Genomic DNA, 13,892 nt, shown 5'->3' on the forward strand with positions numbered 1-13,892 from the left:
GCTGATTTCTGGCATAGAGCACCAAGAAATCACGTCGCCTCACTTTTCACGCTTAACTAAACACGACCGGCAGAGGTATAATCAGGTTCAAAGCGAGTACGGTGTTTTCGAAGGGAATACCGTGCTACTTGTGTGGGAGTCCAATACGGGTGAGGAGACGTATCTCGATGGACTGGTAACGGCGATTGGATCATCGTCTATTACTATCGACCCTGCTTTCGGTGCGGTTGACTTCAGTGACGTCAACCTTGGTGGAATCGATGAGTGCTCTCTTCGTGTGATAACGAAAGGGATCGCCGAAAAACGAGAGTACGAAGCATTTGAGTCGATTGCGGCCAACCACCGTGATCTTCTCGCTGGGAACCGCGAGATCTCGTTCTGCTCACCTCTACGGGAAAAGTTCGAGCCGTTCCTCAACTTGAACACGTATCAAGAACGCGCCGCTGTGGACGCACTACGAACGGATGACGTCTTTTGTATTCATGGCCCACCGGGGACGGGGAAAACACGGACGCTTGTCACGGTTGTCGCTCATGCAGTGAAGCAGGGCCAACGAGTGCTTGTCTGCGCTCATTCTAACCAGGCAGTCGATAACATCGTAGCCGGGGAAAGCACTGAGAACGAAATTGATCGGGCGTCGCTCCACAACGTGGTAGAGGAATTTGACGATCTCGATGTATCGATGGCTCGAATCGGAAGTTCAAGGCGAGATGTCAATAGCTTCGTAGGCAGGCGGTATTTCCAACAGTCAAACCAGTTGAATGGGAACCTTGGTGATACTGATATCATTGCTTCAACGACCAATACTGCTGCGACGCTCGAAAACCAGAGCGAGATCGCATTCGACTTGGTGGTGATTGACGAAGCGACGCAAGCTTCAGGGCCTGCAACGGCAGTTCCATTCGGTCGGGGACGCCGACTAGACGAGGATGAGGAGTACCCCCGTCCATATGGTCTCCGGACCGTGCTTGCGGGTGATCACAAACAACTCCCACCATTTGTGTCTGACCCTGAGATGCGAGATCAAGAGCTACACACGTCGCTTTTCGAGCACCTCTTGAACGTATACGGGGACGACCTCGCGCAGACCCTCCATCGGCAATACCGTATGCATGAGGACATTGCAGCGTTCGCCAGTCAGGAGTTCTACGACGGGAACCTCGAACATGGAGAAGCAAATCGGGCCGAGACCATTGATGGGCTCACACCGCTGCTTGGGATCGATGATTCTGGCGATGAGCAACAGGACGATTATTCCTACTACAACCCTACAGAAGCACAATACGTGGTTGCGCAAGTGAACAAGGCGCTTCAACATGGTGTGGCTCCATCAGATGTCGGGGTGATTACTGGGTATAGCGCGCAACGGGATTACATTCGTAGTCAAATTCGGACGGAACTTGATAGCGAAGTCGGGAACGGTGTTGACGTCGAAACCATTGACAAGTTCCAGGGTGGTCAGCGAGAAGTGATTATCGTGTCGTTTGTCCGGTCGAATGCAAGCAACGATTCTGGATTCCTTGAATCACCTCGGGATGATGGCCGCAAACGGCTGAACGTTGCCCTCACTCGTGCGAAAAAGCGACTTGTGGTGATCGGTGATTGGGACACGCTCTCGAACACCGCAGCGTTTCGAGACGAGGAAGACAGTTGTGCGGACACATTCGCCCGTCTTAGTGAGTACCTTATCGAAAAGGACGTGCTGGTATCGAGATCACGTTGATCTCTCAGCGCCCATAGTCCGCCAACCAGGGGGAGAAAGTATATACGAGCACATTTTGTCGTTCGATTTGATGGGAGATATCCTGACAGAAGCGCAAATTCAGCTCGAAGACGCGTACGAAGCGTTCGAGAACGTCCAATCCGTCCACCAAGTCGTGTATGCATCGCAGGATACCATGTCGGCGCTCTTGTACTTACAACTCGTCGCAGCCCATCACGACGAGAAGCTGAAAGCAGACGTGACTGAACTCAGTCAAAACCTCATCAGTAACATTTCAGCGCTAACAAACACCGAGATCGGCAACCACGGCGAGCTAGAGAATCCGACCGCTGTTGACGACGTCCGGTTGACAATCGACGAGGCTCGCAGTGTGGCGTGGGAACTTCGAGACTACCGCGATGACCCCGACTTCGATCTAGAAGAGATACGAAACTGGACCACGGCTGACGAACGCTTCCAAGCAATCGGCCGGGCGATGTACCGCCACCCAGAAATTACCAAAAGCACATTGGAAGAATTATTCCGCTTAGAGTCCGATCTAGAACCGCCGTTCGGCCGTATTCAAACGGATTGACCGCATTCCAATACTCTCGAAAAGGTTGTCTCGGCAGACAAATACCACATGTGCGGGAATCGTGACCGACTGGAGGCTGTATTAGGGATTCACGTCGTCTTCATCAAGGATGAATCCGCCAATCCCTCGCTCCCTACCGATTAGGCGTCTTTTTCGCAGCCAGTCGGCCATGATGATGATTTGTAGCTACGAATCCTCCGAATCTGTGGCCTCAGCCCACCCGGCATTTTGTATAGCCACATACAGTTCATAAAATAGAATATCGCCGTTATAGCCTGTGTACCCTTCGATATAGGAAGAATTTAAGAATTTAGAATTACTGTGTATTATCCCAGTTGTACACAGTAGATTTACGTGGGTCGCCGCCGTCGGTCGAGCACGAACCATGGAACCCGACGAGGGCGACGCTACACCCGGGGGAACACCGGTCGAGACGGCCATCCAGCAGTACCTCGACAGTGTCGAGGCTGGTAACTCCAGGAAGAACTTCGCGTCGACCCTCGCGACGTGGCGAGCCTGGCTGCGCGAGGAGCGCGGTGTGACGGACCTCGAGGACCTGGACGTCCTCGACTGCCGCCGATACGCGCGTCATCTCAAAAAGCAGGCCCGCGACGGCGATTTGAAAGCGAGTACCGCGACCACCTACTACGCGTACGTCCGCGCGTTCCTCACGTTCTGCGTCGCCGACGAGCTCCTCGATACGAATCCGGCCAAAGCGAAGCGTGCCACCGACGAGCTCCCCGAGGATCTCGGTGACGCCGACCGGCAGTTCTGGCGGCAAAAGGAGCGGCGGGCGATCACGCGCTACGTCGACGAACGCGTCGACCACGCCCTTGACGAGGAAGCGGACGTGAGTCGTGAGCGGGCCTTTCGCGACCGGGCAATCGTCTATCTCCTGGGACTCTCTGGTGTTCGCGGTGCGGAGGTATTCGCTGAACCCTCCGACGACAAGCGCGACGGCATCACCTGGGGAGACGTCCAACTCGACTCCGGTGCCGTCCGCGTCCTCGGGAAGTCACGAGAGTACGAGTACGCACAGCTTCCCGAGCGGGCCGCCACGGCATTAGAGCGGTACAGGACTGTCCTCGATCCACCGACCGACGAGTGGCCGGTCTTTCCCAGCGGCCACGTCCCGTCGAAATATCGCGCCGTTCGCGAACAGCTGACCCACGAGGGAGTTTCGGACGAGGAGATCGAAACTATTCTCGAGCGCAGCGATATCGAGACGGTACTCCGAGAACATGAGGTCATCCCACCAGCGCTCTCGACGAACGGTGCTCGCAACCTGATGAAGCGGCTGTGTGATGACGCTGACCTCGACGTCGACGGTGACTACCTGAAGCCACACGGTGCCCGTCGAGGGCTTGGTCACGAGCTCTACGCGAGCGGCCACGCCGAACTTGCCCAATCAGCACTCCGACACGCGAGCATCGAGACAACCCACGAATCGTACTCCGATATCCAAGCAGCAGAGACCGCGAAGCAAGTCGACGATCTCCTCAAGGACTGAATTAACCAACACTAATCCAATTGTATGGAGACTGTTGGTTAAAGCAGAGGGGAACTCCCCTGACCATGTATTAATCCTAATATTAAGATTAATTCTAGAATCAACCGGTCAGCTGTAGTGACTCAGCTATCATTGGTTAGGATGGAAGCATGAGAACTCCCAGGCTTTGTTGAGCACTTGAGGTCTGATAGGTTTCAGGAGCCGTGCTGAACGTAGAGCGCGTATCGTGTATTCGAGATTGATCTGTTGTGTGAGAGCGTGATCCGACTGAACAGCTTCATCCGCTGTGAGTCCGATTTAGCGAGTTCTAGAGTTTCTGCTCGGTGTCAATCAACTGCTTGAGAGAGTTTTGACTGCCTCCGGTAACGAGACACGAACGATACCGCGTATTGATTAGGTATTGAGAGCGGATTTAGATTGAGGGATTGCAGTCATCAACAAGATGAGTCCGGAGATCTGTCGCTATCGTATTGCCGCAGAGAGGACAGCTTTGCTTGACGTTGATTCGAATTTGGTTTGTCAGGAATTGGAATCGCAGCGTATGTTCTGTAAACCAGAATCCTGGTTCCCCGATTTCGTAGTGTAACACCAGTTTCGGTGGCGTAGGGCCATCCGCTCCGAGATCCAGCTGCTCGAGGATCTCTTCCACCTTGGAGGAGTGATCGCTGAGAGCCTCGACTAAGTCCTCGTATCCTCCTTCGTATCCTCTGGCCACCACTTGGAGATCCTTTCCTGGGTCACCCCATTCCTCTTCGAACTGTTCTGTGTGCTCGTCCTCGTAAAACTCGATATCAGGGATTAGTTCGCCCTGTATCTGGCAGACAGGTTCAGACTGGAGTGTGCGGCCGTCTAAGGTGACTAAATCGACGTGGACAGTAGTCCAGTGATTCTTTTCACCAACTGTTTTCAGCTCTTCTACAGCGGCTACAGCATCGTCTTGTTCCAGATCTGATTCGATGCACTCGTTGATGATGTCTCCTTGTTCCTTCGCAACGTTCAGAGGAATCGGGATTCGCTCGCCGCTGATCTGTTGCAGCCAATACAGCTGTTTCAACTCCTCCCACTCCAGGAAGTAGTCCAGTTCCTCCGGGATGTCGAAGTTCTCTGGGGTTCCGGTGTCGATCTCTTGATTCGCCTGTTCGTCAACGATGATAATTCGGTCAATTCCTTCGCCGTTCAGTTCTAACTCCTGGAGATTGAGGTATTCGAAGTACTGGTCGACGTCGAGTTCGTCGACGATGAAGTTGAAGTTGACACCGAGTAACGGTTGCGGGGTAAGACCGACGACTCCGCGTTGTAGCGTTGTAACCTCCAGAGGGTACTCTTCCGAGGTTTCCTCATCGTATTGGGTCTTGATGTAGAGGGTGCGATGATCTAGTTCGATCCTGCCCGGAAATTTCACTTCCTGTGGCTGCTGTAGTTCTTCCAGTTCCTCGATTTTGGGGAGGATGATGACTCCGCTCTTGCTTGTGGCTGTAATCCACTCCTGTTCATCCTCATCATCGGCTTCCTCGAACCGGAAGAAGGAGAGGTCGATTTCCTCGCCAGAGGTTTCTGCCCGGGAAACCTTCTTGAGGTAGCTGAACACTCGGTGTGTCTTCCCAGCGATTTTCAGCGAGTGGTCAATGAGGTAGTCGATAGGGACACCGGCGAGGAATGGCTTCCAGTCCTGGGTTCTGCATAAGAACAGTACGAAGTTCAGATCAACTTCGAGTTCCGTGTCTTTCTCATTTTCCCGGGAGATCTTGAATCCGTTCTCCAATTGAGGTAAGGCCCTGTTCCCGTGCTTTACCGCGTTGTAGATATCGTGGAAGTACAGATAGAACTCGCCTATGCGTCGAATATTGGCGTCTAAGACTTCGATGGACTGGTCGATTGCCTCCCGCAACTCTTCTTCAGAAACTTCTTCTCCAACTTCGTCGATGAAGGCGTAGCCAAACAGTGACTCCAGGACGGCTTCATAGTCTTCGTCGATTCCCTGGTTCTGCAGGTATTCGTCTTCTTCTCCATCCTGGAGGCTTTCGAAGAAGCGGTGGAGGTGTTTGGGTCGGATTTCAACGAGATGGTCGACGAGGTTCTCTTTGCCTTTGATGTAGGAGAGTAGGTAGATTCCGAAGGCTTCGACGTACTGTATGGTGGATTGGAAGACTTCGACTTGGGCGTGGGTTTTGATTTTCTCTTCCTTGCCGTCCGCGTCGATTTGTATTCCTGATTTTGTTTTCTCGTAGGCGTCTTGGATGTAGTAGTAGAGGATGTCCTCATCGTGGATCGTGTCGATGAACTCTCCTGCAGTACGTTCTTCAGACCCGGATGAAAATTCCAGGCCGTCAAGAGAGTCTTCTGTCATTAAGTTGGTTCAGTTGTTCACTGCATATAGTCCTACGCTCAGCAATAATTCGAGGCGCTCGCTTGCGGGGTCTCTGACTTGTACAGTGAAGGGAAGACGCGTTTAGTTGTCTCGCTGTACTTAGCAATTCAGCCGTCTCACTCTGGGTACTCCGCTGCAAGATACACCCTCTGTATCTCGCACGGGGGTTGTATCAGCTATTGAGGGCTTCAATAGAGCCAACTCCCAATACAGTACTTGTGCCTATGAGTTCCTCAGAAGAGTTTAATATTAAGATTAGAGTTGAGGGCAACGGCCCATTCGTAGTCTCACAGCAAGGCACCAGGATAGCGGTAGCTTAGAGCTACCATGGTAGCTCAGAGAGAACATTCATCCCGGAAGACACCATGATACCACCTCGATGAAAAGGCGCTCGCAGCCATTCACCATCGCTTCCAACAGTCGCAGCGACGGATATGGCGTTCGAAGTACCAGCCAACCTGGAGGCAGCGAGAAAGTGCTCTCCTCGAAACCACCTGACGAACCCTAGGAAGCCTCAGCCGCTTCCATATTCGGTTCGTCGAATTCGAGGGGCTCTCTGACGGCTTCGGGAAGCGTCGGTCGCGGTGCGTCCTCGTGGCGCTGCACCCGCTCGGATTTTTTCGTCTCCTCGTAGACCGCGCGGGCAATCGGGACGCCCCGCAGGAAATTATGCTCGTAGAGAATCTCAACCCCGCGCTCGGTTGGTCCCCAGAACTTTGACGGAAGGTCTCGCGTCGACACGTTGGGTTCGTGCACGTAGACGTCAAGGATTCCTGCTTCTTGGAGCGTCTCAAGCTGGTCGAGGATGGCCGCCTCGTTCTTCGGGATCATATAGTCGAGCTCGGCCAACGACGCGAGGTGTGCTGGGTGACCGAGGATTAACTGCAAGATGAGGTGGCGCGTCTCCTGGGAGAGCAGCTCACGCATCCGCTGCTGCTCTGCGAAGGGGTCCTCGAACCCTTCCGGGGCCGTGTCGCTCATACTATAGAGTAGTGGGCTCGACTGCATAACGGTTTGGGTTGAACAAGTCAATAGAATCGTCGAAGTACTGAGTCAGTTAGAAACGTCTTTTACCCAGCCAGTACTGTTCCCGCGTATGAGTGCTCCATCCGTTCCCCCGAACTCGGGCGAGATTATGAAGGCTGTACAGCAGGCCTTACGTGGGCTCGACGTTGGATCGACGGAGGCCGTTCGAATCCTCTCGTGGGCAAACAGTGAGACACCAGCAATTTACGACCGTGATCAAACCGCGTATCTCGTCCTCGGGAGCTACCGTGATCCGTATCTCCGCCGAGTACGGGCAGTCAGCGATCGGCTAAACCGCCGATACGGAACGTATGCCTTCCTCATCGGAGACCTCTCAGACATCGATCTTCCGCGTCTTCCGGAGTTCCGGGTGAAGTTCCATATCACGGCGACACTCTGTGATTACGTGGCTGCCGTGTTCGAGCAAGACGCGGGCGGGGAGATCAACGAACTCGGCAAACTGGGCGAAACCGAGTACTTCGAAAAGGCGTACGCCTTCCCGCGTGCCTACCAGTGGGAAACGGAGGATCGCCTCACCGACGAACGTGACGTAGTCGCTGCTGCTGCGCAGATCAAAGCTGCCACCGACATCGATGACGAGACAAAGATTGCAGAACTCGAGGCCCTCGTCGAACGAGCAAACCAAACTGGGATCGACATCTCGGTCGATGCGGTGAGGACCACGCTTAAGGAACACGATATCGAGGTTCCGTCGTACAGCTGGGTCCATCTGAACGACTTCCGTCTCTTCGAACTTCACGGGCGATGTTATCCCTGGACGACTGAGGAAGAGCTACTCGACGCTACAGATGATCTTCCGGGGTCACCGAGACCGGGGTGGGAACAGCGGTAAAATTAGTTTAAGATTAATCCTAACCTTAAGAAAGGGTCTTCCGTTGTTGTTCGACATCAGTGTGTCCAATCGAAAGCCCTCTTGTCCGAGAGAAATGCCGAAGTCCCCACTGATTCGAATAGGTCTCCATTGAAACGGCGCTGTCTGTGATCGGGACTAGAACTGCCATTAATCTTAACTCTAAGATTAAACTCGGTACACACCTGTTATCGAGAGGCGTAAGCGATAAATTCCTTTCCACTATTCGACTTAACGGGAGCTGCCTAACGGAGGCGTAGTTTGGGGTGATTCCACATCGGATACCGCCTTTACGACATCGACCAGATCGTCCCGAGAGAGGGGGTCAATCTCTTCGCGGACTCCGTCGACTGTATAGAGAATCGACGCCGAAATCTCACGCTCAGGATACAGCTCCCGAAGCACGTGATAGTAGACACTGAGTTGTTTCCGATACTCGGCTTCCGCGTGCCGACCACGGTCGGTCTTGTAGTCGACCACTTCGATGCGGTCGCCTCGAACGTGAACGAGATCGATAATCCCGGAGATCATCACACGAGTCCCGTCGACGTCCAGCGGAAGGTAGGCGTCCTCCTCGACGAGCAGGTCGCCCGACAGGCCGTCGAGAAACGACATCACGTGCTGTTTGTCGTCCCATCCGGGGTCGTCCCGATTCAGTTCTACATCATCGCCGCGCGCGTACGCTTCCGCAAAGTCGTGGACGTCGGTACCGAACGCCTTCCCCATACCTTCGTCGACGTCCTCGAAAACATCCTCACGCATCAGCGAGTGTGGTGAGTGTCCGACCGGTCCCTCCGGTGTCGGTACCGTGATCAGCAACTCCGTCTGCTCGGTTTCGTCTACGGTGTCCGCATCAGGTTCAGTGTCCCACGCTTCGATTTCGACCGGGAGTTCTTCGAGGAACGTGTTTGGGTCCTCCCCGGCCGAGAAGATCACGTGGCTCTCGGCGCGCGTAATCGCCACGTAGAGCAGTCGGCGCTCCTCGTCGTACTCCCTGGGCAAACACCGGCGGAGGATGTCAGTCCGCCAGTCATCGTACACGTGAGGGAGGCCATCAACCTCGGCGTAGCGTTTCCGCTGTCGGAGTCCGGCCGGATCCTGGAACGTGATCGTTCCACTCCCGCCGCCCGATGGCGGGAATCGCCCACTGTTCATGTTCGCGAGTACGACGATCGGATGTTCGAGCCCCTTCGCTGCGTGAATCGTCTGGACCGTCACCGAGTTCGCACCGGCGTTCGCGTGAACATCGTGGGTACTGCCCGCTTCGATGCCGCGCTCGATGAACCGGATAAGGTCTCCCCGAGTCAGTGTCGTCGCGGTGTGTACCGACTGAATCGTGTGGAGGACGACGTCGGCCGTCGCACCGTCATCCCCGTACCGCGAAAAGACGCGTTCAGCCACGCCGCCGAGCGTCTCCAGTTCTGCCAGCTTCTCGCGGAACGAGCGCATGTTCTCGGGATACGCCTCAGTCTCCAGGACGTGCTTGATCTCATCGAGTGTGTAGCCTGCTTCCTCGAGGACGACCGCCCAGCCGCGGTCGGTGTCGGATTCGAGGATGCGGAGCCACGCCAGCAATAACTTCGCCTGGGGCGTGCGGAACAGTTCGATCCCGCCCTCGTACGCCATCGGCAGCCCGTACTCCTTGGCGGTCTGCAGCAGGTCGCGGCCGAACTCTCGTGTTCGCGTGAGAACTGCGACGTCTCGATACTCGGGCGTCCGAAGCGACCCGTCATCGGCCTCAACCCGGTAGGCGTCGTTGCCGACGATCTCCTGTATCTTCGCGACCACCGACTCGTGTTCCTCCGGGCTCGCGATCGCTTCGATCTGGGTGTTCTCGTGTTCGGTGTTGGTCGAGAGTGAGACGATTCGATCCTGGATGGCCTCGACATCGACGTTGTCCCGGTTCGCCGCCGGAACAAGTAGCCCGTGCTCCGAGAAGTCAAGGATCTCCTGGGTGGAGCGGTAGTTCTCGATAAGCTCGATGGTATGAATCGGCCGAGTGTCGAAGGTGACCCGTTCGTGGTCGGCATTCAGTTCGTCGACGAACCGATTGAGCCGGTCCTCGAAGGCAGTGATGTTCTCGACTTCGGCGTACTGGAAGCCGTAGATGCTCTGCTTCCAGTCGCCGACGACACAGAGGTTGTTCGTGCCCGCGAGTAGCAGCGTCAGCTTGAACTGGATCTCGCTGGAGTCCTGGAACTCGTCAACCATCGCGTAGTCGAACGCAATGGACTCACGAAGCGCGTGGTCCTCACAGAGCAGGACGAACGCGAACAGTTGGAGGAAGCCGAAGTTGAGGTAGTTCCGGCCGAGCGCGAATTCGAGGTACTCGTAGTAGACATCGTGAACGAATGCCTTGAGTCTCTCGCGGTCAGCATCGAACACCATCCGAGCGACAGCATCGGGGACGCGTTTCGTGCCCTGCCCGCGAATCTCGGCCTTCTCAGGGGCGTCTGGCAGGTAGCATTTGTTCTTCCCGTAGCGGTTGAGCTTCGAGCGAAGCCGTGACTGCTTGCTCCCGCCATTCTGTGGCTTATTTACCTCGTCGAACAGCGATTTGAACGCCTCGAAATCCCCGTCGAGATACCGTTCGCCGTTTCGATACCAGCCGTCGGCTGTCGGGAACACGCCCTTCGAGGCGAGTTGCGAGACGAGTCCGAGGAGTTCGGTCGGGTCGGAGACGATGCGGAAGTAGTCATCGTACTCGGGGTGGTCGTCGCTGAACCGGTCGATGAACTCCTCGAACAAGGCTTTCTCGACGAGGTCATCCTCGACGATCCGCGTCGAGCCCGTGATGCGGTCGTCGAGCCCGAGGTGCGTCGGCGCAGCATAGCCGTGCTCCTGGAGGAGATCGTGGCAGAGCGAGTGGAACGTCTGAATCGGCGCATCAGCGAGATCGCGCATCCCGTACTCGCAGTGGCCGACGATCCGGTCTTTCATCTCGGTTGCAGCGTTGTTCGTGAACGTCACCAGCAGCACGTCCTCGGGGGCGACGTCGTCCTCGTCGACGATGTTCGCATAGCGGCGCGTGATGGTGAACGTCTTCCCCGTGCCTGCGCCAGCGTCAACGAGGTATAAGCCGTCGGTGCTGTCGATGAGGTCCTGCTGTTGAGGGTTGGGATCAGTTTCAGTCATGGTCAAGAAGGAGGTCGCGGTTGTCGACGCGACGGTAGTTCGGTTCACCGGCGAGCCCGTTCACAGGGAAGCGTTCTTCGCCAGCGCGTCGCTGATTCAGTTCTGTCATGCGCTCGGTGACGAACGTCTCGAAGGCATTGAGGTCCTCTTCGAAGTAGTTCTGACTCCGAACTCGTGCCAGCTGATGAAGCAGCTGTTTACAGCCCGACGAGACGTATTTGTACTCACCGACACACGCCTGCAGTCGGGTTTGCATCGCCTGCCCGAACTCGGAGTCGATGAGTTCGTCACTATCGCGTGTCGCCGGTAGTGGGGCCGTCTCGAACGCGGCTTGGTAATCAGCGTACGCAATCTTCGAGAGCGTCTTCTGGCAGTTCTTTGCCCCGTCATCGCGGAGCGCCTCGAACGTCGCTCGCGACCGGGCGTGCTCCTCGAACTGGGTCGGATGATACTCAATGGTCGTCAGCGTCTCCTCTAAGTCCGCCTCGCCGGCGACGACGTCGTCGAGCGTCTCGAGAAAGTGGAAGAACGTGAACTGTAGGCGCTCGCCTGGGTGCTCGCTCCGACGGTGGGCGAGATAGAGAAGTGCCTGGAAGTTCGGCGTATCGCTCGGTGGATCGAGCGCGGAGTTCTTGACGACGCGAGATGCCCGTTTCCGACTCCCACTCTTGTAATCGAGGAGGTGAGTCGGTCCATGAACAAGGTCGATCTTGCCTTTCAGTCCGAGGTCTTCGTTCTCGAACCAGCGCTCCGTGAACGGCGAGTCGACTTCCCTGTCAAAATGGGCCGCGAAGAAATTCTGCCCCCACCCACTGTTCGGAGTGAGCAGGTCGTCACCCTCCGGGGTGCGTTCGTCGAGCAGCTCGACGATGGTTTCGAGGCCGACCCAGTACTTGGTACGGCGCGTTGGACGGTCGACGCGCCGCACGAACGGACCCGCCTCCTCGAGCATTACGTCTACGAGGTCTTCGATGGTCTCCTCGTCGATCAGGTCGGGATGGTTGACGTAGAACTCGGCGAAGTCGTGGAAGAGATTCCCCTCCTTGAAGTAGTCCTTATCGGGGCCATCGACAAGCCGACTGAAGAGGTAGTCACGCGGGCTGTTGACGTACGTACTCAGACTGGACTGGCTGACGGTGTCGATTTGCGTCGGTGAGACGTCGAGTGATTCCTTCTCGAACCCATCCTGGGCCGCACTGAAGGTCCGTCCGTGAGTCACCGTATCGAGATCGCTGAACCGTTCGAAGTCATCATCGAGGAGGTCCTCGAAGTAGAGACACGGCGTTGCGGGTGAGCCGCCGATCGTGTCCTGAACGAGGTAGTACTGTTCGACGCCGTTCTGGAGGAGGAGCTGAAACTGCGTCAGGTTCCGACTGAATTCAGCGTCACGGTCGACCCATGGACGACGTGGTGGAGAGTGAGTCCACGCTTCGTCGAGGCCGAGGTAGAATACGACGGGGCGGTCCACGTAGGCTGCTGACTTTGCGTCGGCCAGGAGAACTCCTTCGTCTTCGCGGTCGACGGGGACTTCGTAGCTCTGGAGATAGTATTCGAGCCGATCTATGCCCTGTCTAGTGACGTCGACGGTAGCGATTCCGAGCGCATCGAGTTCAACTCGGAACGCATCGAGGCTGATCCCGGCCTGTCGTTCGTATGCAGTAAGTGCTCCAGCGAACGTTGTCTCGCCGATTTCCGCGCTGAACTCCTGGAACCACGTGAGACTGTCCGCGTCGACATCCTGTAGCCGTTTGTCGTCGTGTTCAACGTCGACATCGATACCGAGGTTGGAGAGGACTGAACGAATTGTCTTCACACGCGTCTCTGTCCCGCGAGTAGCGGCGCGAAGGAACTGGACGAATCCGCGGTGATGCTGTTCGTCAGCGAACCCTGGGCCACCGATAAACGGAATATCGGCGGCTTCGAGCGCGCTCGGAACGAGCGTTGCATATTCACTCCCGCGATCCGCGACGACCGCAACGTCCTCCGCATTGTCGGCGGAGAGGATGCCGAGCACAGCGTCGACGATTGCGGTACTTGAATCGAAAATGTGGAACGGCGGTCGGTCGAATGCGGCATCGGTGAATGGATCGAACGTATCGTACTGCGTGGGGAGAATCGATCGTTCGAGAGTCGTGAGCTGGTCGTGGCCGACGACGGTGACGTCTTTGCTGTCGTCGATTTGGTACTCGCCGAGTCGCCGGGAAGTCGTATCGAGCGTTGAGAGCTGGTCGACGGTGGTTTCCGTCGCGGTGTCAGCGTATGCGTCGTAGTCGAGAACGGCATCGACACGTCCCTGGTGCTCCCAGCATTGGAGCGTGTTGCCAATCGCGTATGCAGCCTGCTTCCACTCGAGGTCGGTGGTCGTAACGAGTTCGAGAAAGGCGCTCCGGTCCTCGGCGCGTTCGCGGCGGCCTGCTGCGAGTCGACGCGGCGTGATGGCAAATATACCGAGATGAGCGCGATCAAGACGTCGGTTCAGCCCACTGGCAAGCGGCGCATCAGGAACGATGACGAGGTCATAGTCTCGGACTTCGTCGTAGAGGGAGTCAAGTGGTTTCGCCCGCGTAACTGGCACGGCAACAACAACTCAGCCAATAATTCATATAATTATGGGAATTTGGAGGCTAAACTCCTGCCCTTCAGAACGAGGATACAGCCGACAATTCCTGCACTAACTACCGATGA

The 13,892-nt window shown here is 56.1% G+C and carries 8 protein-coding genes; 4 read left to right on the top strand and 4 right to left on the bottom strand.

Annotation, left to right across the window (positions count from 1 at the left end):
- The 3 genes from N5095_RS11590 to N5095_RS11600 form a co-directional block, all read left to right on the top strand.
- On the top strand, window positions 1–1,723 hold a 1,723-nt coding region (locus N5095_RS11590), incomplete at its 5' end, for an AAA domain-containing protein (protein WP_267623039.1).
- Between the two features lie 70 nt (window positions 1,724–1,793).
- On the top strand, window positions 1,794–2,297 hold the full coding sequence (locus N5095_RS11595) for a hypothetical protein (RefSeq protein ID WP_267623040.1): 504 nt from the start codon (window positions 1,794–1,796) through the stop codon (window positions 2,295–2,297).
- Between the two features lie 385 nt (window positions 2,298–2,682).
- Complete coding sequence (locus N5095_RS11600) at window positions 2,683–3,807, top strand: tyrosine-type recombinase/integrase (RefSeq protein WP_267623041.1); 1,125 nt, start codon at window positions 2,683–2,685, stop codon at window positions 3,805–3,807.
- Window positions 3,808–4,219: 412 nt separating this feature from the next.
- Here the strand turns inward: N5095_RS11600 and N5095_RS11605 are convergent, their stop codons facing one another.
- Complete coding sequence (locus N5095_RS11605; RefSeq protein WP_267623042.1) at window positions 4,220–6,154, bottom strand: hypothetical protein; 1,935 nt, start codon at window positions 6,152–6,154, stop codon at window positions 4,220–4,222.
- A 525-nt stretch (window positions 6,155–6,679) separates the two neighbouring features.
- On the bottom strand, window positions 6,680–7,156 hold the full coding sequence (locus N5095_RS11610; protein ID WP_267623043.1) for an ArsR family transcriptional regulator: 477 nt from the start codon (window positions 7,154–7,156) through the stop codon (window positions 6,680–6,682).
- 115 nt (window positions 7,157–7,271) lie between these two features.
- On the opposite strand from N5095_RS11610, the gene N5095_RS11615 reads away from it, so the two are divergent.
- Complete coding sequence (locus N5095_RS11615; RefSeq protein ID WP_267623044.1) at window positions 7,272–8,054, top strand: DUF8170 family protein; 783 nt, start codon at window positions 7,272–7,274, stop codon at window positions 8,052–8,054.
- A 249-nt stretch (window positions 8,055–8,303) separates the two neighbouring features.
- Here N5095_RS11615 and N5095_RS11620 read toward each other — a convergent pair whose 3' ends face one another.
- Window positions 8,304–11,207 carry a UvrD-helicase domain-containing protein gene (locus N5095_RS11620; protein ID WP_267623045.1) on the bottom strand — a complete coding sequence of 968 codons (2,904 nt, stop codon included), beginning with the start codon at window positions 11,205–11,207 and terminating at the stop codon, window positions 8,304–8,306.
- Complete coding sequence (locus N5095_RS11625; RefSeq protein ID WP_267623046.1) at window positions 11,200–13,782, bottom strand: PD-(D/E)XK nuclease family protein; 2,583 nt, start codon at window positions 13,780–13,782, stop codon at window positions 11,200–11,202. The genes N5095_RS11620 and N5095_RS11625 overlap by 8 nt, the downstream gene beginning before the upstream one ends.
- Window positions 13,783–13,892 lie beyond the last annotated feature (110 nt).

Source organism: Halobium salinum (assembly GCF_026586625.1).
GTDB classification, from domain to species: Archaea; Halobacteriota; Halobacteria; order Halobacteriales; family Haloferacaceae; genus Halobium; species Halobium salinum.

Excerpts from the sequence above, each read along its gene's own strand:
- N5095_RS11600 (WP_267623041.1), top strand. The coding sequence starts at position 2,683 with ATGGAACCCGACGAGGGCGACGCTACACCCGGGGGAACACCGGTCGAG.
- N5095_RS11595 (WP_267623040.1), top strand. The coding sequence starts at position 1,794 with ATGGGAGATATCCTGACAGAAGCGCAAATTCAGCTCGAAGACGCGTAC.
- N5095_RS11605 (WP_267623042.1), bottom strand. The coding sequence starts at position 6,154 with ATGACAGAAGACTCTCTTGACGGCCTGGAATTTTCATCCGGGTCTGAA.
- N5095_RS11610 (WP_267623043.1), bottom strand. The coding sequence starts at position 7,156 with ATGAGCGACACGGCCCCGGAAGGGTTCGAGGACCCCTTCGCAGAGCAG.
- N5095_RS11620 (WP_267623045.1), bottom strand. The coding sequence starts at position 11,207 with ATGACTGAAACTGATCCCAACCCTCAACAGCAGGACCTCATCGACAGC.
- N5095_RS11615 (WP_267623044.1), top strand. The coding sequence starts at position 7,272 with ATGAGTGCTCCATCCGTTCCCCCGAACTCGGGCGAGATTATGAAGGCT.